This window comes from Ideonella sp. (genome assembly GCF_035254525.1).
Classification (GTDB): Bacteria; Pseudomonadota; Gammaproteobacteria; order Burkholderiales; family Burkholderiaceae_C; genus Ideonella.
Genome location: NZ_DATFAN010000096.1, coordinates 1 through 16,280, shown reverse-complemented (window position 1 = coordinate 16,280; position 16,280 = coordinate 1). Strand labels below are relative to the sequence as shown.

Sequence of the window (16,280 nt, the reverse complement as noted above, 5' to 3'; positions counted from 1 at the left end):
GGGCTGAATCATGGCAACGATCGAAGTGCAAGTGCCGGACATCGGCGATTTCAAAGACGTGGGCGTCATCGAGCTGCTGGTCAAGCCCGGCGACACGGTGGCCGTGGATCAGAGCCTGATCACCGTCGAAAGCGACAAGGCCTCGATGGAAATCCCGTCGACGCATGCCGGCGTGGTGAAGGAACTCAAGATCAAGCTCGGCGACAAGGTCAGCCAGGGCAGCACGATCCTGACGCTTGAAGCGGCGGGTGCGGCGGCGGGTGCGGCGGCCGCCGCGCCCGCGCCGGCTTCAACCCCTGCAGCGGCCGCGCCCGCGCCCACCCCGGCATCGGCTCCCATGACCGCACCGGCCGCAGCCAGCTATGCCGGTGGCGCCGACCTCGAGTGCGACATGCTGGTGCTCGGCGCCGGCCCGGGCGGCTACTCGGCCGCCTTCCGCGCGGCCGACCTCGGCATGAAGGTGGTGCTCGTCGAGCGCTACGCCGCGCTGGGCGGCGTGTGCCTGAACGTCGGCTGCATCCCGTCCAAGGCGCTGCTTCACGTGGCGGCGGTGATGGACGAGGTCAGCCACATGGCCGCCCTGGGCGTCGACTTCGGAGCGCCCAAGGTCGACACCGACAAGCTGCGCGCCCACAAGGCCAAGGTGGTGGGCAAGCTGACCGGCGGCCTGCAGGCCATGGCCAAGATGCGCAAGGTCACGGTGGTGCGCGGCTACGGCAGCTTCATCGACCCGCACCACGTGCAGGTGGAAGAGACCATTGGCGACGGCCAGGCCAAGACCGGCAGCACGAAGACGGTCAAGTTCAAGAACGCGATCATCGCCGCCGGCTCGCAAGCCATGCGCCTGCCGTTCTTCCCGGACGATCCGCGCATCGTCGATTCGACCGGCGCGCTCGAGTTGCGTGGCACGCCGAAGAAGATGCTGATCGTCGGCGGCGGCATCATCGGCCTGGAAATGGGCACGGTGTATTCCACGCTCGGTGCGCGGCTCGACGTGGTGGAGATGCTCGACGGCCTGATGCTGGGCGCCGACCGCGACCTGGTGAAGGTCTGGCAGAAGATGAACGCCGGCCGCTTCGACAACATCATGCTGAAGACCAAGACGGTCGGTGCCGAGGCGACGCCCGAAGGCATCAAGGTCAAGTTCGAGGCGGCCGACGGCAAGACCAGCGAAGCCACCTACGACCTCGTGCTGCAGGCCGTGGGCCGCTCGCCCAACGGCAAGAAGATCGGCGCCGACAAGGCCGGCGTCGCGGTCACCGACCGCGGCTACATCCCGGTGGACGTGCAGATGCGCACCAACGTGCCGCACATCTACGCGATCGGCGACATCGTCGGCCAGCCGATGCTGGCGCACAAGGCGGTGCACGAGGCGCACGTGGCGGCCGAGGTCGCGGCCGGCGACACCAAGGCGCAGTTCGACGCCCGCGTGATCCCGAGCGTGGCCTACACCGACCCCGAGGTCGCCTGGGTCGGCCTGACCGAAGAGCAGGCCAAGGCGCAGGGCGTGAAGGTCAAGAAGGGCCTGTTCCCCTGGACCGCTTCGGGCCGCGCGATCGCCAATGGCCGCGACGAGGGCTTCACCAAGCTGCTGTTCGACGAGGCCACCCACCGCATCGTCGGCGGCGGCATCGTCGGCACCCATGCGGGCGACATGATCGGCGAGATCGCGCTGGCGATCGAAATGGGCGCCGACGCGGTGGACATCGGCAAGACCATCCACCCGCACCCGACGCTGGGCGAATCGATCGGCATGGCGGCGGAGGTGGCGCACGGGTCGTGCACCGACCTGCCACCGCAGAAACGCTAGGTCAGTGCACCTGGCCGGCGGCGACGACGACCCAGTCGTCGCCGTCGCGGCCCCAATACTGGCGCATGACCTGGTCGCGCGGCTGGCCGGGGCCGGCCTGCTCGCGGAAGGTTACGACCATCAGTTCGCGGTCGTCGCGCCAGGCGACGATGCTGGCGTCGGTGATCGCGGCGGGCGCCTGGGGTGAGGCCAGGCGCTGGGCGCTCCAGCGCTCGAAGGCACGCCGGAAGGCGGGCGGGGCCGATGCGTGCGCGGCCTCGGGCGTGCGCCAATCGATGCGCCGCGTGATCAGCACCGGCGTGTCGCGCTGCGGCAGCCGGGCCGCGAGTCCGAGGAGATCGTCGTTGGCCAGCACGACGCAGCCGTCGCTGTCCTGCGGCGGGCGCGAGTAGGTGACCGGCGGTACGCCGTGCAGCAGGATGCCGCGGCCGGTGCGACCGCGCGTGCGGTCGTAGGCGTTGGGGTAGTTCAGCGGCAGCGCACCGGCACCGAAACGCTCCTGCAGCGCGTGGGGGTCGATGCGGTCGGTGATGAAGTACAGGCCCAGCGGCGTCTTCTGGTCGCCCTCGGCCAGTTTGTCGACACCCTGCTTGCCGACCGAGACGTAGAAGTCATCGATCAGCCTCATGCCCTGCGGACCGTTCTCGAACAGGTACAGCCGGCTGCGCGATGCGTCGACGGCGATCGCAAACGGCACGCTCGGCGGCAATTGCACGAATTCGGCCGGCACCGCGCCGGCGGGGGGCCGCTCGCGCAGTGCCGCCAGGCGCTGCCGCACCTCGTCGCGCAGTGCTGCGAGTTCGCTGCCGCCAGCGCTCGCGCCGCCCCAGGCGGCCAGCGGCGCCGCGTGGGCGGCGAGCAGGTCGGCGTGCAGCAATTGCGCCAGGCGGAAGGTGGGGTGCTGTTCGACGAGTGCGGTGCTCGCGGCCAGCGCATCGGCGAGCCGGTGCTGGCCGACGAGCCGGTAGATCGCGATCAGGCGAGCCTCGGGACTGCCCTGCCAGGCCGCGGCCGGCGGCGCGGGCCGGGCCGGCGCGGATTCGTCGGCCAGGCGCATCGCCGGCATCGTGGCGCGCCAGGCTGCGTCACGCGCCTGGCCCGAGGGCGACCACCAGCCCAGCCCGCGTGAATCGGTGGTCGACAACAACCCGGCCGCGAGCAAGCCGACCGTGCCCAGCAGCACGGCACCGCGGCGTTTGCGCGGGGCGTGGCGGGTGTCGAAACTCATGGCCATGGGAATTGGGCGGGTGGCGAGGCAGGGCCGCGCTCAGCCGCCGACCGATTCCTGCTTGATCAGCCAATGACCGTCCGCGCCGCGAACCAGTTGCAGGGTCTTGCGGCTGGTGGTCGAGAGCGCGTCCGACGAATAGGCCTGACGGAATTTCGCCGTGGCCCGATCACCGTGGACGCTGACCTTCAGGTCGGACACCTCGACCTGGATCTGCCTGCGCGCCGCGATGCGGTTGCGCCGGTCCTGCTCCCAGGCCTTGCGCGAGCGCGACTGGCCGCTGAAATCGGGCGTGTAGGCGGCGTAGTAGGCCGTCATGTCGCGCTGGCTCCAGGCCGTGGCCCAGGCGCGCACGGCGGCTTCCACATCGCTGGCACCGGCAGCGGCCGTCGCCGGTGCCGCGGGCGCCGAGGCAGGGGGGCTGCTCGGCTTGGCGGCCGGGGACGGCGTCGACGCCGCGGCCACGGCGGGGGCCGCCATCGGCTTGCTGACCGCGGCCGGGGCAACCACCGCCACGGGCTTGGTGCCGGGCCTGGCCGATGCCGTCGCGGGAGCGGCCGGCACGGGCGGCGGTGCGGTGTTCGCGCCGGCCGTCAATTCACGCAGCAGCGCCAGCTTGGGCTGCACGCTGGCGTCGGCCTTGTCGAGTTGCAGGGCCTTGGTGTAGGCCTGGCTCGCCAGCTGGGCGTAGACGTCACCCAGGTTCTGGTACGCGGTCGCATACGCCGGGTTGGTGCGGATCGCCCGCTCGAGCGCCTGGCGGGCCCTCTCGTAGTCGCCCTGGGCGCCCAGGATGACCGCCATGTTGTTGTAGGGCGCCGGCATGTCCGGGTGGTCGTCGACCAGCTTCTGGAACACGGCCAGCGCCTCGGCCTTGCGGTCGAGCATCGACAGCGCAACGCCGCGCCGGAAGCGCATCTGCGGGTCCGCCGGGTTCTTGGCCAGCGCCTCATCGATGAGCTTCAGGGCCTGCGTGGGCTGCCCGTCCTTGATCAGCCGCTGGATGTCGGCCGACTCGGGCGTGCCGGGGGCGCCGGTCGAGGCAGCCGGTGCCGCCGTTTGCGCTGTCGACGGGCCGGTCGACCCGAGGCCGAGAACGAGGGCGAAGGCGGCAAGGCCGTGTGCGAAATGCGTCGGCGCGGGGTGGGGCAAGGGCATGGGGGGTGGCGTGCGGGCGTTGCGGCGCCCGCCGTCGCGGGCCCCGGCAGTCTATCGAAATTCCACCCGCGGCCCGGGTGATTGCGGCCCGGCAGCGTGATGTGTGCAAGCCGCGCTGGCGATTCGTCGATCAAGTCGGCGCCGCGCCGGCCGACATAGCGGTGATGCCCTGTTCATTCGATGCCATTCGCCCCAGCGCCCGGGCGGTTCGCCGCTGGCTGCTCGGCGCGGCCATCCTGCTGGCCTGGCCCCTCGAGATGAACGCCTGGAGCCCCTCACGCATCGTGCAGGCGGCTGCGCGCCATGGCGCGCAGGCGCTGCGCGAGGCCGAAGCCCTGCGCATGGTGATGGCCGCGGCCCGGACGCAGGGCGAGCGGGGTCGGATCGACGCCATCAACACCTTCTACAACCGGCATTTGCGCTACGGTGACGACATGGATACCTGGGGTGAGGTGGACTACTGGGCCAGCCCGCTCGAGGCCTTGCAGCGCGGGCTGGCCGACTGCGAAGACTATGCGATTGCAAAGTACGTCACGCTGGCGGCGGTGGGCGTGCCGCAGCGCAAGCTGCGCATGGTCTACGTGCGGCTGATCAAGGCCGCGACGCCGGATGTGCCCGGAGGGCTGGTGCAACCACACATGGTCCTGGCCTACTACCCGAGCCCGGATGCCGAGCCGCTGCTGCTCGACAACCTGGTCGACGAGGTCGTTCAGGTCGATGCCCGGCCCGAACTGCAGCCCGTGTTCAGTTTCAATACCGAGGGCCTGTGGGAGGGCGTGGGCCGCGTCGAGATTGCCGGGGCGGGCCCGGTCGAGCGTCTGTCACGCTGGCGCGATGCGCTGTCCAAAGCACGCCTGGATGGCTTTCTCCTTTGATGCATCTGGTAACGGACGAGGTATAAGCATGCCCCAGCAGGAGGGACCATGTCACTGATACGCCAGGTTTGGCTGTTGCTCGCGTTGACGCTGTTGCTCGCGTTCGCCGCGGCATTCGGCATCACGGTCCATTCGGCCCGCCAGGTCCTGGAGACCCAGCTCACGCTGAAGAACAACGACACCGCGCAGTTCCTGGCCATGTCGCTGTCGCAGCAGAAGGGCGACCCGACCGCTCGCGAGCTGGTGGTGGCCGGCCAGTTCGACACCGGCTTCTACGAGCTGATCCGCCTCACCGGCACCGACGGCAAGGTGCTGCTCGAGCGGCGCGCCGATCCCAAGCCGAGCACCGCGCCGGGCTGGTTCGTCACCTGGCTCGGCATCACGCCCGCCACCGGCACGGCCCCGGTGAGCGACGGCTGGAAACCCGTCGGGCGCCTCGAGGTGCGCAGCCATTCGAGCTTTGCCCACGACCAGCTCTGGCATAGCACGCTGTCGACCGCCACCGTGCTGGCCCTGCTGGCGCTGGCGCTGGGCGGGCTCGCGGCCGTCGGCGTGCGGCGCATCCGCCTGCCGCTGGAGGCCACCGTGCAGCAGGCGGCGGCGATCACCGAGCGGCGCTTCGCGACCATCAGCGAGCCGGTGATCCCCGAGCTGCGCGACGTGACGCGGGCGATGAACACGATGGTCGTGCGCCTGAAGGGCATGTTCGACGAGCAGGCGGCGCAGGTCGAGCAGTTGCGCCGGCAGGCCAATTGCGACGCGCTGACCGGCCTGTCCAACCGGGCCCACTTCATGGGCCGGGTCAAGGTGATGCTCAACAGCGAAGACGGCAGCGCCGGCGGCGCGATCGTGCTGGTGCGCCTGGTCGACCTGCAGGGTCTGAACCGCAAGCTCGGCCACACCGCGACCGACCGTCTGCTGCAGGAGTCGGCTGCGGCGATCGTCGAGTCGGCGCGGCGGGCCGGTTCCTTCGAGGTCGGCCGCCTGAACGGCTCCGATTTCGCGATGGTGCTGCCCGACGTCGGCTCGTTGCGCGAGCCGGCGGTGGATGTGGCGGCTCGCCTGCGCAACCTGCTGCGGGCGCACGACGCGGCCGCCAATGCGGTCGTCGGCGCGGTGCGCTGGTGGCACGGCGCGCCGATGTCCTCGCTGCTGGCAGCGGCCGACCAGGCCCTGGCCCGCGCCGAGGCGCGCGGCGCCTATGCGGTCGAACTGGATGACACCGGCGACGGCCTGGTGCTGGGCGAAGACACCTGGCGCGAGCGCCTGCAAGGCGCTGTGAGCGCGCAGCGCGCCAAGCTGGTCGAGTTCCCGCTGGTCGACATGCGCGGCGCCGTGTTGCACCGCGAGTGCCCGTTGCGGCTGCAGCTCGAGGACGGCGGCGAGATGGTGCCTGCGGCGCAATGGCTGCCGATGGCCCGGCGCACGCAACTCACCGCCCGCATCGACCTGCTGGCGGCCAAGCTGGCGCTGGCGGCCATCGCCGCCGACGGCATGGCGCGCGCGGTCAACGTCAGCCCCGGCTCGCTGCAAGACAGCAGTTTCGTGCCGAACCTGCGCGGCCTGTTGTCGGGCTACCCCGGCGAGGCGCCGGGCCTGTGGCTGGAAGTGGCCGAGGAGGGCGCGCTGCGCCACATCGAGCTGGTGCGCGAGTTGGTCAACCAGATGCACACGCTGGGGGCACGGGTCGGCCTGGAGCATGCGGGCGAGCGCCTGACCGAGGCTTCGGGCCTGCTCGAAGTGGGACTGGATTTCGTCAAGCTCGACGCCAGCTTCGTCGAGGGCTTGTCGGCCGACCACGCCCGGCGCGACCACGTGGCCGGTGCGGTGCGCATGCTGCACAGCATCGGCCTGAAGGTGTATGCCGAGGGTGTCACCTCGTCGGACGACGCCACCGCGCTCGACAGCTGTGGCCTGGACGGCATCACCGGCCCGGTCGTTCCCCCGGGCTGAGCAAGCCCGCCGGCATGGCCGGCGCTACGCGATATCGGCGCAGTGCACGCCGAAGTGGCCGGCTTGGCGATCGGCGAAGAAGCGGATCAGCGTCTCGCGCACGGTGCGAAAGGCCAGCTCGTCCCAGGGGATCTCGTCCTCGCGAAACAGGCGCGCCTCCAGCGATTCAGGGCCCGGATCGAGGTGGGTGTCGATCATCCGGGCGCGGTAGAACAGGTGCACCTGGCCGACGCGCACGACGTTCAGCACGGTGAACAGGCCCTCGAGCTCGACATGCGCGCCGGCCTCCTCGTCGGTCTCGCGCAGGGCGCCTTCGGCGGTCGTCTCGCCCAGCTCCATGAAGCCGGCCGGCAGCGTCCATAAGCCGTGGCGCGGCTCGATCGCGCGGCGGCACAGCAGCACCTGGTCCTGCCAGACCGGCACGGTGCCGACGACGTTGAGCGGGTTCTCGTAGTGGATGGTGCCGCAGCGTGGGCAGACGGCGCGCGGCCGGTTGTCGTCTGCGGGAATCACGTAGTCGACCTTGGTGCCACAGGCACGACAGTGAACGATGGTGCGGCCCGTCAGCATGGTGGCGCAGTTTAGGGCCTGCCATGGCATCATCGAACGACCCCGTCCACCCACCCGACCGCCACCCAGAGAGCCCCCATGAGCTTCGTCTTCCAGCCGCCCTCGGCGGCTACCGTGCCCGTGACCGACGGGCGTTCCTTTCCCGTCCACCGCATCTACTGCGTCGGCCGCAACTACGCGGAGCACGCCATCGAGATGGGCCACACCGGCCGCGAGCCGCCGTTCTTCTTCATGAAGCCGGCCGACGCGGTGCTGCCGGTCGCCGAGGGCGATCTCGGCCGCATGGCCTACCCGCCGTTGACGCAGAACCTGCACCACGAGATCGAGCTGGTCGTCGCGCTCGGCTCCGGCGGGCGCGACGTGCCCGCCGAGCGCGCCGCCGAGCTGATCTGGGGCTACGCGATCGGGCTGGACATGACCCGGCGCGACCTTCAGAACGAGATGAAGAAGCAGGGCCGCCCGTGGTGCATCGGCAAGGCCTTCGAGCACAGCGCGCCGATCGGCGCCATCCACCCCAAGGCCACCACCGGCGAACTGACGCGCGGCGCGATCACGCTGGACGTGAACGGCCAGCGCCGCCAGACGGGCGACCTGTCGGACCTGATCTGGAGCGTCAACGAGACGATCGCCGCGCTGAGCCGCGCCTGGACGCTCGCCCCCGGCGACCTGATTTACACCGGCACGCCGGCCGGCGTCGGCGCGGTGATGGCGGGCGACACGCTGGTCGGTGCGATCGAGGGCCTGGGCGAGCTTCGCCTGGCCATCGGCGCCGAGTGAAGATCCAGGAGCGGCCATGATGGAACTCTTCAACTACTTCCGCTCGTCGGCTTCGTACCGCGTGCGCATCGCGCTGGCACTCAAGGGCCTGGCCTACGACTACAAGCCGGTGCACCTGCAGAAGAACGAGCAGTCGAGCGAGTCCTACGCCGCCGTGTCGGCCGCGCGCCTGGTGCCGCTGCTGAAGGACGGTGACCAGTTCGTGCACCAGTCGCTGGCGATCATCGAGTACCTCGACGAGACCTACCCCGAGCCGCCGCTGCTGCCGAAGGATCCGCTCACGCGGGCCCGGGCGCGCGCGCTGGCGCTGGACATCGCCTGCGAGATCCACCCTCTGAACAACCTGCGCGTGCTGCGCTACCTCGTGCACACGCTGGGTGCCGACGAGGAGGCCAAGAACCGCTGGTACCGCCACTGGGTCGAGACCGGGCTCGAGACGGTCGAGCGCCAGCTCGCTGCGGCGCCGAGCACCTACTGCGTCGGCGACCAGCCTGGTCTGGCCGATTGCGTGCTCGTGCCCCAGATCTTCAACGCCCAGCGCTTCGACTGCCGGCTCGACCACGTGCCGAACGTGGTGCGGGTGTTCGAGGCCTGCATGAAGCTCGACGCGTTCGAGGCCACGCGGCCCGAAAAATGCCCCGATGCCGCATGAGCTGAACCGGCCCTTCATCGCGGCCGAGGGTTTGCCGCCCGAGGTCGGTGGGTTGATGTCGACCCGGCGCGGCGGCGTCAGCCGCGCCCCCTTCGACAGCCTGAACCTGCGCCCAGCCAAGCTGGGCGGTGACGCCGTCGACGAGCCGGCCGCGATCCACGAGAACCAGCGGCGTTTTGCCGGCTGGCTCGAAGGTGCGCAGCCGGTCTACCTGGACCAGGTGCACGGCACGGGCGTGGTGCGGCTGACGCGGGCCGACCTCGCGCCCGGGCGACCGTTCCACCGAGCCGACGCGAGCCTCACCACCGAGCGCGGCGTGGCCTGCACCGTGCTGGTGGCCGACTGCCTGCCGGTGCTGCTGGCCGCGCCGGGCGGGCGCGGCGTCGCGGCGGCCCATGCCGGCTGGCGCGGGCTGGCCGGCGGCGTGGCCGAGGCCGCCCTGGCGGCGTTGTGCGAGGCTGCCGAATGCTCGCCGGCCGAGGTCAGCGCCTGGCTGGGAGCCTGCATCGGGCCTGCGGCCTTCGAGGTGGGCGGCGAGGTGCGCGAAGCGTTCGGTGACAGGGCGACGCAGCACTTCCGCCCCGGCGCAGCGCCGGGCAGGTGGTGGGCCGATCTGCCGGGGCTGGCGCGGCAGCGCCTGCAAGAGGCCGGTGTGGCCGCGATCGCGGGCGGCCACTGGTGCACCCACAGCGACCCGGCACGGTTCTTCTCCTTTCGCCGCGACCGCGTCACCGGCCGTCAGGCGGCGGCGGTCTGGATCCGCTGAGCGCGCGCCGCGCCTCGGCGGCTTGCTCCGCCTCCTGCCTGCGGCGCCGCCGGCGGCGCATCGGCGTGGCCATCACGTACAGCACGATCGACACCGGCAGCACGCCGTACAGCACGAAGGTGATCAGCGCGCCCAGCAGCGTGCCATCGGCCGACGTCGCCTCGGTGAGGGTCATCAGCATCACCACGAACATCCAACCGAGGGCAACAATCAGCATTTCAGGCCGTGGTAAGTAATCTCACGTAACGAAAAACAGAGTCATCATGCGGTAAGCTAACGCCGATCAAATGCACTGGCGCCGAGACATTGTTCACGACGCGCGCTACAACAAGGCGCCGGCAGCCGCCCACCAGGAGACACATGCAGTGAAAGGCAAGTCGAACCCCATGATGGAGGCTCTGGGCGCCCACGCCCAGGCCCAGGCCGACGCCTTCGGCCATGCGGTGGGTGACATCTGGCGCTCATTCTCCGGCCTGACGCTGCCCCAGGCGACGGTCAGCGAGTTGCAGGGCGAATACCTGAAGCAGGCCACCGCCTTGTGGAATGGCACGGTCGAGGCGCTCGGCGCCACCGACGGCCAGGCCCACAAGCCGGTCGGTGACCGCCGCTTCGCCGCCAAGGACTGGGGCGCCCACCCCGGCGCGGCGTACACCGCGCAGATGTACCTGCTCAACGCTCGCACGCTGCTGCAGATGGCCGAGAGCCTGCAGGGCGACGAGAAGAGCAAGGCGCGCGTGCGCTTCGCGGTGCAGCAATGGGTCGACGCGATGAGCCCGAGCAACTTCCTCGCGCTGAATCCCGAGGCTCAGCGCAAGGCACTGGAAACGCGCGGCGAGAGCATCGCCCAGGGCATCCAGCACCTCGTGCACGACCTGCAGCAGGGCCATGTCTCGCAGACCGACGAGAGCGTGTTCGAGGTCGGCCGCAACGTGGCCACCACCGAGGGCACGGTGGTCTACGAGAACGAGTACTTCCAGCTCATCGAGTACAAGCCGCTCACCGCGAAAGTGCACCAGCGGCCGATGCTGTTCGTGCCCCCGTGCATCAACAAGTTCTATATCCTCGACCTGCAGCCCGAGAACTCGCTGATCCGCTACACGGTGCAGCAGGGCCACCGCACCTTCGTCGTGAGCTGGCGCAACCCCGACGAGTCGATGGCCGACCGCACCTGGGACGACTACATCGAGCATGCCGCGATCCAGGCGATCCGCGTCGTGCAGGAAATCTCGGGCCAGCCGACGATCGACACGCTGGGTTTCTGCGTCGGCGGCACGATCCTGTCGACCGCGCTGGCGGTGCTGGCCGCGCGCGGTGAGCAGCCTGCCGCGTCGGTGACGCTGCTGACCACCTTCGTCGACTTCTCCGACACCGGCATCCTCGACGTCTTCGTCGACGAGGCCTCGGTGCAGTTGCGCGAGATGACCCTGGGAGAGAAGGCGCCTGGCGGCCCGGCGCTGCTCAAGGGCCAGGAGCTGGCCACGACCTTCAGCTTCCTGCGGCCGAACGACCTGGTGTGGAACTACGTCGTGGGCAACTACCTGAAGGGCGAGACGCCGCCCCCGTTCGACCTGCTGTACTGGAACGGCGATTCGACCAACCTGCCGGGGCCGTTCTACTGCTGGTACCTGCGCCACACCTACCTGCAGGACGAGCTGAAGATCCCCGGCAAGCTCACGGTCTGCGGCGAGAAGATCGACCTCGGCAAGATCGAGGCGCCGGTGTTCCTCTACGCCTCGCGCGAGGACCACATCGTGCCGTGGAAGGGCGCCTATGCCTCGACCCGCGTCTTCAAGGGCAAGAAGCGATTCGTGCTCGGCGCCTCCGGCCACATTGCCGGCGTGATCAACCCGCCGGCGGCGAACAAGCGCAGCCACTGGGTCAGCGACAAGCTGCCGGCCAGCGCCGACGACTGGTTTGCCGGCGCCAAGGAACAGCCGGGCAGCTGGTGGACCGACTGGTCCCGCTGGCTCGGGCCGCATGCTGGCCCGATGGTTGCTGCACCGAAGACACCGGGCAACCGCAAGCACAAGCCGATCGAGCCGGCCCCCGGCCGCTACGTCAAGGCCAAGGCCTGACCCTTTTTCTGAACAGGAGACCTGCATCATGACCGACATCGTCATCGTCGCCGCCGCCCGCACCGCGGTCGGCAAGTTCGGCGGCTCGCTCGCCAAGACCGCCGCGCCCGAACTGGGCGCCACCGTCATCAAGGCGCTGCTGCAGCGCAGCGGCCTGGCTGCCGAGCAGATCAACGAGGTCATCCTCGGCCAGGTGCTGACCGCCGGCTCGGGCCAGAACCCGGCGCGCCAGTCGGTGATCAAGGCGGGCCTGCCGCAAGCGGTGTCGGCGATGACGATCAACAAGGTCTGCGGCTCCGGCCTGAAGGCGGTGATGCTGGCGGCCCAGGCGATTCGCGACGGCGATTCCGAGATCGTGATCGCCGGCGGCCAGGAGAACATGAGCCTGGCGCCGCACGTGCTGCCGAACTCGCGCGACGGCCAGCGCATGGGCGACTGGAAGCTCGTCGACACCATGATCAACGACGGCCTGTGGGACGTCTACAACCAGTACCACATGGGCATCACGGCCGAGAACGTGGCCAAGAAGTACGGCATCACGCGCGAGATGCAGGATGCGCTGGCACTCGCCTCGCAGCAGAAGGCCGCCGCCGCCCAGGAAGCCGGCAGGTTCAAGAACGAGATCGTCGGCGTGACGATCCCGCAGAAGAAGGGCGACCCGCTCGTCTTCGACGCCGACGAATTCATCAACAAGAAGACCAGCGCCGACGCGCTGGCCGGCCTGCGCCCGGCGTTCGACAAGGCCGGCAGCGTCACGGCCGGCAACGCCTCGGGCATCAACGATGGCGCCGCCGCGGTGATGGTGATGACTGCCGCCAAGGCCGCGGCGCTGGGCCTGACGCCGCTGGCGCGCATCGCCAGCTACGCGAGCGCCGCGCTCGACCCGGCCTACATGGGCATGGGCCCGGTGCCCGCGGCGAAGAAGGCGCTCGAGCGCGCCGGCTGGAAGCCGCAGGACCTGGACCTGCTGGAGATCAACGAAGCCTTCGCCGCACAGGCCTGCGCCGTGCACCAGGAGATGGGCTGGGACACGAGCAAGGTGAACGTGAACGGTGGCGCCATCGCAATCGGGCACCCGATCGGTGCATCGGGTTGCCGCATCCTCGTCACGCTGCTGCACGAAATGGCGCGCCGCGACGCCAAGCGGGGCATTGCCTCGCTGTGCATCGGCGGTGGCATGGGCGTCGCGCTGACGGTCGAGCGCTGATGAGCACCTGCCGGCGCGCGCCGAGGGCGCGGCCGGCAACGGGGTAAACACGGGCTGCCCGCCCTGGGCTCCAGCGCAATAGTGTGCTTGCGGCCCCGGGGGCACCCGGTATCGATGAACGGCATTCAAGGAGAGACAGACATGGCACAGAAAGTGGCATACGTGACCGGTGGCATGGGCGGCATCGGCACGGCGATCTGCCAACGCCTGCACAAGGAAGGCTTCAAGGTCATCGCCGGCTGCGGCCCGAGCCGCGACTACGGCAAGTGGCTCGACGAGCAGAAGGCGCTGGGCTTCACCTTCTACGCCTCGGTCGGCAACGTGGCCGACTGGAATTCGACCGTCGAGGCCTTCTCGAAGGCGGTCGCCGAGCATGGCGCGATCGACGTGCTGGTCAACAACGCCGGCATCACGCGCGACCGCATGTTCCTGAAGATGACGCCGGAAGATTGGCACGCGGTGATCGACACCAACCTGAACTCGATGTTCAACGTGACGAAGCAGGTCGTCCCGGGCATGGTCGAGAAGGGCTGGGGCCGCATCATCCAGATCAGCTCCGTCAATGGCGAGAAGGGCCAGGCCGGCCAGACCAACTACTCCGCCGCGAAGGCCGGCATGCACGGCTTCACGATGGCGCTGGCGCAGGAGGTGGCCAGCAAGGGCGTGACGGTCAACACCGTGAGCCCGGGCTACATCGGCACCGACATGGTCCGTGCAATCAAGCCCGAGGTCCTCGAGAAGATCGTCGCGACGATTCCGGTCAAGCGCCTGGGCACGCCGGAAGAGATCGGTTCGGTCGTCGCCTGGCTGGCCGGCGAGGATTCGGGCTTCACGACCGGCGCCGATTTCTCGTGCAACGGTGGCTTGCACATGGGCTGATGCCCGAGCTGATATGGTTCGCCCCTTCGGGCGGATCGAGATACGAGGCGGCCCATTCGGCCGCCTTGTCGTTTCCGGCCGCCGCCACGAGAGGAACCGGCCCATGTCCTTGCTGCGCGTGATCGTCACCCTCGCCGGCACGCTGGCGCTGATGCCGCCGCCGGCCACCTCGGCCCCGGCGCCACGCACCAATCCATTGCTCGTGGCCTGGAGCGGCCCGTATGGCGGCTTGCCGCCTTTCGACCGGATCCGGGTTGCCGACTTTGCCCCTGCGCTCGAGGCCGGCATGGCGGCGCAGCGGCGCGAGATCGCCGCGATCACCGCCAACCGGGCTCCGCCGACCTTCGACAACACGGTGCTCGCGCTGGAACGCTCCGGCCGGCTGCTGCGCCAGGTGCAGATGGCCTATGGCGTCTGGACCGGCTCGCTCGGTTCGCCGGCCGTGCAGGCGCTGGAACGGCGCATCGAGCCGCGCCTCGCGGCGTTTCGCGACGAACTGGTACAGAACCCGCGCCTGTTCCAACGGGTCGACGCGGTCTACCGGTCGGCCGAGATGCAGCGCCTGAACGCCGAGCAGCAGCGCCTGGTCTGGTCGCACCACACCGAGATGGTCAAGCAGGGCGCGATGCTCGATGCGCCGGCCAAGGCCCGGGTGCGCAGGATCAACCAGCGCCTGGCCACGCTGTACACCGCCTTCAGCCAGAACCTGCTGGCGGACGAAGACAGCCAGGGCCTGGTGATCAAGGAGCCGGCGGACCTGGCCGGCCTGAGCCCGGCCGATGTCGAGGCCGCGGCGCAGGAAGCGCGCCGCCGCGGCCTGGCTGGGCGATGGGTCATCGCGAACACGCGTTCGGCAATGGAGCCGTTCCTGGCCCGTTCGCCCCGGCGCGCCTTGCGCGAGCAGGCCTGGCACCTGTGGACCTACCGCGGCGACAACGGCAACGCGCACGACAACAACCGAATCGTCGGCGAGATCCTCGCGCTGCGGGGCGAGCGCTCGAAGCTGATGGGTTTCGCGAATTTTGCGCAGTGGAACCTGTCGGACACGATGGCCCGGCAGCCGCAGGCCGCGCTGGACCTGATGCTGCAGGTCTGGCGACCTGCCGTGACCCAGGTGCGGTACCAGCTGGCCCGGATGCAGAAGCTCGCCGACGACGAGGCACGCGGGGCCGGCGACGTGGGCTTCACGATCCAGCCCTGGGATTTCCGCTACTACGCCGAGAAGCTGCGCCAGGCGGAGTACGACTTCGACGCCGAAGAGCTGACGCCCTACCTGCAGCTCGACAAGGTGCGCGAGGCGATGTTCTGGGCCGCCGGGCGGCTGTACGGCCTGCGCTTCGAGCCGCTGCGCGGTGTGCCGGTGTTCCACCGCGACGTGACGGTCTACCGCGTTCTCGGGCGCGAAGGCGAACTGGTCGGCCTGTGGTATTTCGACCCCTATGCGCGGGAGGGCAAGAAGTCAGGCGCATGGATGGACAGCTACCGCGCACAGAACCGCCTGTTCGGCGCCGACGTGCGGCCCATCGTCTCGAACAACGCCAACTTCAAGCGCGCGGCGCCGGGCGAGCCGGTGCTGATCACCTGGGACGATGCGGTGACGATGTTCCACGAGTTCGGCCACGCCTTGCACGGCCTGTGCTCGGACGTGCGCTACCCGAGCCTGGCCGGGCCGGCTTCGCTGCTGGATTTCGGCGAGTTCCCCTCGCAGGTCAACGAATACTGGTTGAGCACGCCGCCGGTGCTGGCGATGCTGGTCAACCGGGCCGGCCAGCCGCTGCCGCCGGCGCTGCTGCAGAAGCTGGAGCGCAGCCGCAACTTCGACAAGCCGTTCTGGGAGCTCGAGTTCCTGGCATCCGCGCTGCTCGACATGAAGCTGCACCTGCAGCCGGGCGACGCGCCCATCGACCCGCGCTCCTTCGAAAAGGCCACGCTCGACGAACTCGGCATGCCGCCGGCCGTGGTGGCGCGCCACCGCATCCCGCAGTTCGCCCACGTGTTCGCCAGCGAGGGCTACGCCGCCGGCTACTACGGCTACCTGTGGGCCGAGGTGCTGTCACGCGACGCGTTCGACGCCTTCACCGAGACGGGCGACGCGTTCGACGCGGCCACCGCCGAGCGCTACCGCAAGACGGTGCTGTCGGTCGGCAACTCGGTCGATCCGGCCGAGGCCTTCCGCGATTTCCGCGGGCGGGATCCGCAGGTCGAGGCGCTGCTGCGCGCCAATGGCTTCGCGCCGGACGCGCAGGCTGCGAAGCGATGATGGCCCGCGTCAGAACGCCATGTAGCGCCCCGGCCGGTGGTTGACCGCCAGGGCGAAGTTCATCGCCGCG

Annotated in this window: 14 protein-coding genes; 10 read left to right on the top strand and 4 right to left on the bottom strand. The window is 69.9% G+C overall.

Annotation, left to right across the window (positions count from 1 at the left end; all coding sequences use genetic code 11):
* Window positions 1-10: 10 nt before the first annotated feature.
* The gene (gene lpdA, locus VJ693_RS09225) at window positions 11-1,810 is read left to right on the top strand and encodes a dihydrolipoyl dehydrogenase (protein ID WP_324153477.1); all 1,800 of its coding nucleotides are present in this window, start codon (window positions 11-13) and stop codon (window positions 1,808-1,810) included.
* Window position 1,811: 1 nt separating this feature from the next.
* Here the strand turns inward: lpdA and VJ693_RS09220 are convergent, their stop codons facing one another.
* Together VJ693_RS09220 and VJ693_RS09215 are read right to left on the bottom strand one after the other, a co-directional pair.
* Window positions 1,812-3,038, bottom strand: coding sequence for a L,D-transpeptidase (locus VJ693_RS09220; protein WP_324153475.1), 1,227 nt, complete (start codon window positions 3,036-3,038; stop codon window positions 1,812-1,814).
* A gap of 39 nt (window positions 3,039-3,077) precedes the next feature.
* The gene (locus tag VJ693_RS09215; RefSeq protein WP_324153473.1) at window positions 3,078-4,196 is read right to left on the bottom strand and encodes a tetratricopeptide repeat protein; all 1,119 of its coding nucleotides are present in this window, start codon (window positions 4,194-4,196) and stop codon (window positions 3,078-3,080) included.
* Between the two features lie 164 nt (window positions 4,197-4,360).
* On the opposite strand from VJ693_RS09215, the gene VJ693_RS09210 reads away from it, so the two are divergent.
* Entirely contained in the window at window positions 4,361-5,071 is a 711-nt protein-coding gene (locus tag VJ693_RS09210; protein WP_324153472.1) for a transglutaminase-like cysteine peptidase, read from the top strand.
* 48 nt (window positions 5,072-5,119) lie between these two features.
* Window positions 5,120-7,024: a bifunctional diguanylate cyclase/phosphodiesterase gene (locus tag VJ693_RS09205; protein ID WP_324153470.1), complete on the top strand. Its 1,905-nt coding sequence runs from the start codon at window positions 5,120-5,122 to the stop codon at window positions 7,022-7,024.
* Between the two features lie 24 nt (window positions 7,025-7,048).
* Here the strand turns inward: VJ693_RS09205 and VJ693_RS09200 are convergent, their stop codons facing one another.
* Complete coding sequence (locus VJ693_RS09200) at window positions 7,049-7,594, bottom strand: NUDIX hydrolase (RefSeq protein ID WP_324153469.1); 546 nt, start codon at window positions 7,592-7,594, stop codon at window positions 7,049-7,051.
* 78 nt (window positions 7,595-7,672) lie between these two features.
* On the opposite strand from VJ693_RS09200, the gene VJ693_RS09195 reads away from it, so the two are divergent.
* From VJ693_RS09195 to pgeF, 3 genes are read left to right on the top strand one after another with little or no spacing between them, the layout of a single operon-like run.
* On the top strand, window positions 7,673-8,371 hold the full coding sequence (locus VJ693_RS09195) for a fumarylacetoacetate hydrolase family protein (RefSeq protein ID WP_324153468.1): 699 nt from the start codon (window positions 7,673-7,675) through the stop codon (window positions 8,369-8,371).
* A 19-nt stretch (window positions 8,372-8,390) separates the two neighbouring features.
* On the top strand, window positions 8,391-9,023 hold the full coding sequence (maiA, locus tag VJ693_RS09190) for a maleylacetoacetate isomerase (protein WP_324153531.1): 633 nt from the start codon (window positions 8,391-8,393) through the stop codon (window positions 9,021-9,023).
* Entirely contained in the window at window positions 9,013-9,789 is a 777-nt protein-coding gene (pgeF, locus tag VJ693_RS09185; RefSeq protein ID WP_324153466.1) for a peptidoglycan editing factor PgeF, read from the top strand. Before maiA ends, pgeF begins: the two co-directional genes overlap by 11 nt.
* On the opposite strand, the gene VJ693_RS09180 is transcribed toward pgeF, so the two are convergent.
* A complete protein-coding gene (locus tag VJ693_RS09180) occupies window positions 9,752-10,006 on the bottom strand; it encodes a hypothetical protein (RefSeq protein WP_324153464.1) in 255 nt (84 codons plus the stop codon). The two genes, pgeF and VJ693_RS09180, sit on opposite strands and share 38 nt — an antisense overlap.
* Window positions 10,007-10,175: 169 nt before the next feature.
* On the opposite strand from VJ693_RS09180, the gene phaC reads away from it, so the two are divergent.
* The 4 genes from phaC to VJ693_RS09160 all read left to right on the top strand — a co-directional run bounded on the left by phaC (window position 10,176) and on the right by VJ693_RS09160 (window position 16,210).
* Window positions 10,176-11,864 carry a class I poly(R)-hydroxyalkanoic acid synthase gene (phaC, locus tag VJ693_RS09175; protein WP_324153530.1) on the top strand — a complete coding sequence of 563 codons (1,689 nt, stop codon included), beginning with the start codon at window positions 10,176-10,178 and terminating at the stop codon, window positions 11,862-11,864.
* Window positions 11,865-11,892: 28 nt separating this feature from the next.
* On the top strand, window positions 11,893-13,071 hold the full coding sequence (locus VJ693_RS09170) for an acetyl-CoA C-acetyltransferase (RefSeq protein WP_324153462.1): 1,179 nt from the start codon (window positions 11,893-11,895) through the stop codon (window positions 13,069-13,071).
* A 141-nt stretch (window positions 13,072-13,212) separates the two neighbouring features.
* Window positions 13,213-13,950 carry an acetoacetyl-CoA reductase gene (gene phbB / locus VJ693_RS09165; protein WP_324153460.1) on the top strand — a complete coding sequence of 246 codons (738 nt, stop codon included), beginning with the start codon at window positions 13,213-13,215 and terminating at the stop codon, window positions 13,948-13,950.
* Between the two features lie 103 nt (window positions 13,951-14,053).
* The gene (locus VJ693_RS09160; protein ID WP_324153459.1) at window positions 14,054-16,210 is read left to right on the top strand and encodes a M3 family metallopeptidase; all 2,157 of its coding nucleotides are present in this window, start codon (window positions 14,054-14,056) and stop codon (window positions 16,208-16,210) included.
* The last annotated feature ends 70 nt before the right edge of the window (window positions 16,211-16,280 follow it).

Excerpts from the sequence above, each read along its gene's own strand:
- phaC (WP_324153530.1), top strand. The coding sequence starts at position 10,176 with ATGATGGAGGCTCTGGGCGCCCACGCCCAGGCCCAGGCCGACGCCTTC.
- VJ693_RS09200 (WP_324153469.1), bottom strand. The coding sequence starts at position 7,594 with ATGCTGACGGGCCGCACCATCGTTCACTGTCGTGCCTGTGGCACCAAG.
- phbB (WP_324153460.1), top strand. The coding sequence starts at position 13,213 with ATGGCACAGAAAGTGGCATACGTGACCGGTGGCATGGGCGGCATCGGC.
- VJ693_RS09215 (WP_324153473.1), bottom strand. The coding sequence starts at position 4,196 with ATGCCCTTGCCCCACCCCGCGCCGACGCATTTCGCACACGGCCTTGCC.
- lpdA (WP_324153477.1), top strand. The coding sequence starts at position 11 with ATGGCAACGATCGAAGTGCAAGTGCCGGACATCGGCGATTTCAAAGAC.
- maiA (WP_324153531.1), top strand. The coding sequence starts at position 8,391 with ATGGAACTCTTCAACTACTTCCGCTCGTCGGCTTCGTACCGCGTGCGC.
- VJ693_RS09195 (WP_324153468.1), top strand. The coding sequence starts at position 7,673 with ATGAGCTTCGTCTTCCAGCCGCCCTCGGCGGCTACCGTGCCCGTGACC.
- VJ693_RS09180 (WP_324153464.1), bottom strand. The coding sequence starts at position 10,006 with ATGCTGATTGTTGCCCTCGGTTGGATGTTCGTGGTGATGCTGATGACC.
- VJ693_RS09160 (WP_324153459.1), top strand. The coding sequence starts at position 14,054 with ATGTCCTTGCTGCGCGTGATCGTCACCCTCGCCGGCACGCTGGCGCTG.
- VJ693_RS09170 (WP_324153462.1), top strand. The coding sequence starts at position 11,893 with ATGACCGACATCGTCATCGTCGCCGCCGCCCGCACCGCGGTCGGCAAG.
- VJ693_RS09205 (WP_324153470.1), top strand. The coding sequence starts at position 5,120 with ATGTCACTGATACGCCAGGTTTGGCTGTTGCTCGCGTTGACGCTGTTG.
- VJ693_RS09220 (WP_324153475.1), bottom strand. The coding sequence starts at position 3,038 with ATGAGTTTCGACACCCGCCACGCCCCGCGCAAACGCCGCGGTGCCGTG.
- pgeF (WP_324153466.1), top strand. The coding sequence starts at position 9,013 with ATGCCGCATGAGCTGAACCGGCCCTTCATCGCGGCCGAGGGTTTGCCG.
- VJ693_RS09210 (WP_324153472.1), top strand. The coding sequence starts at position 4,361 with ATGCCCTGTTCATTCGATGCCATTCGCCCCAGCGCCCGGGCGGTTCGC.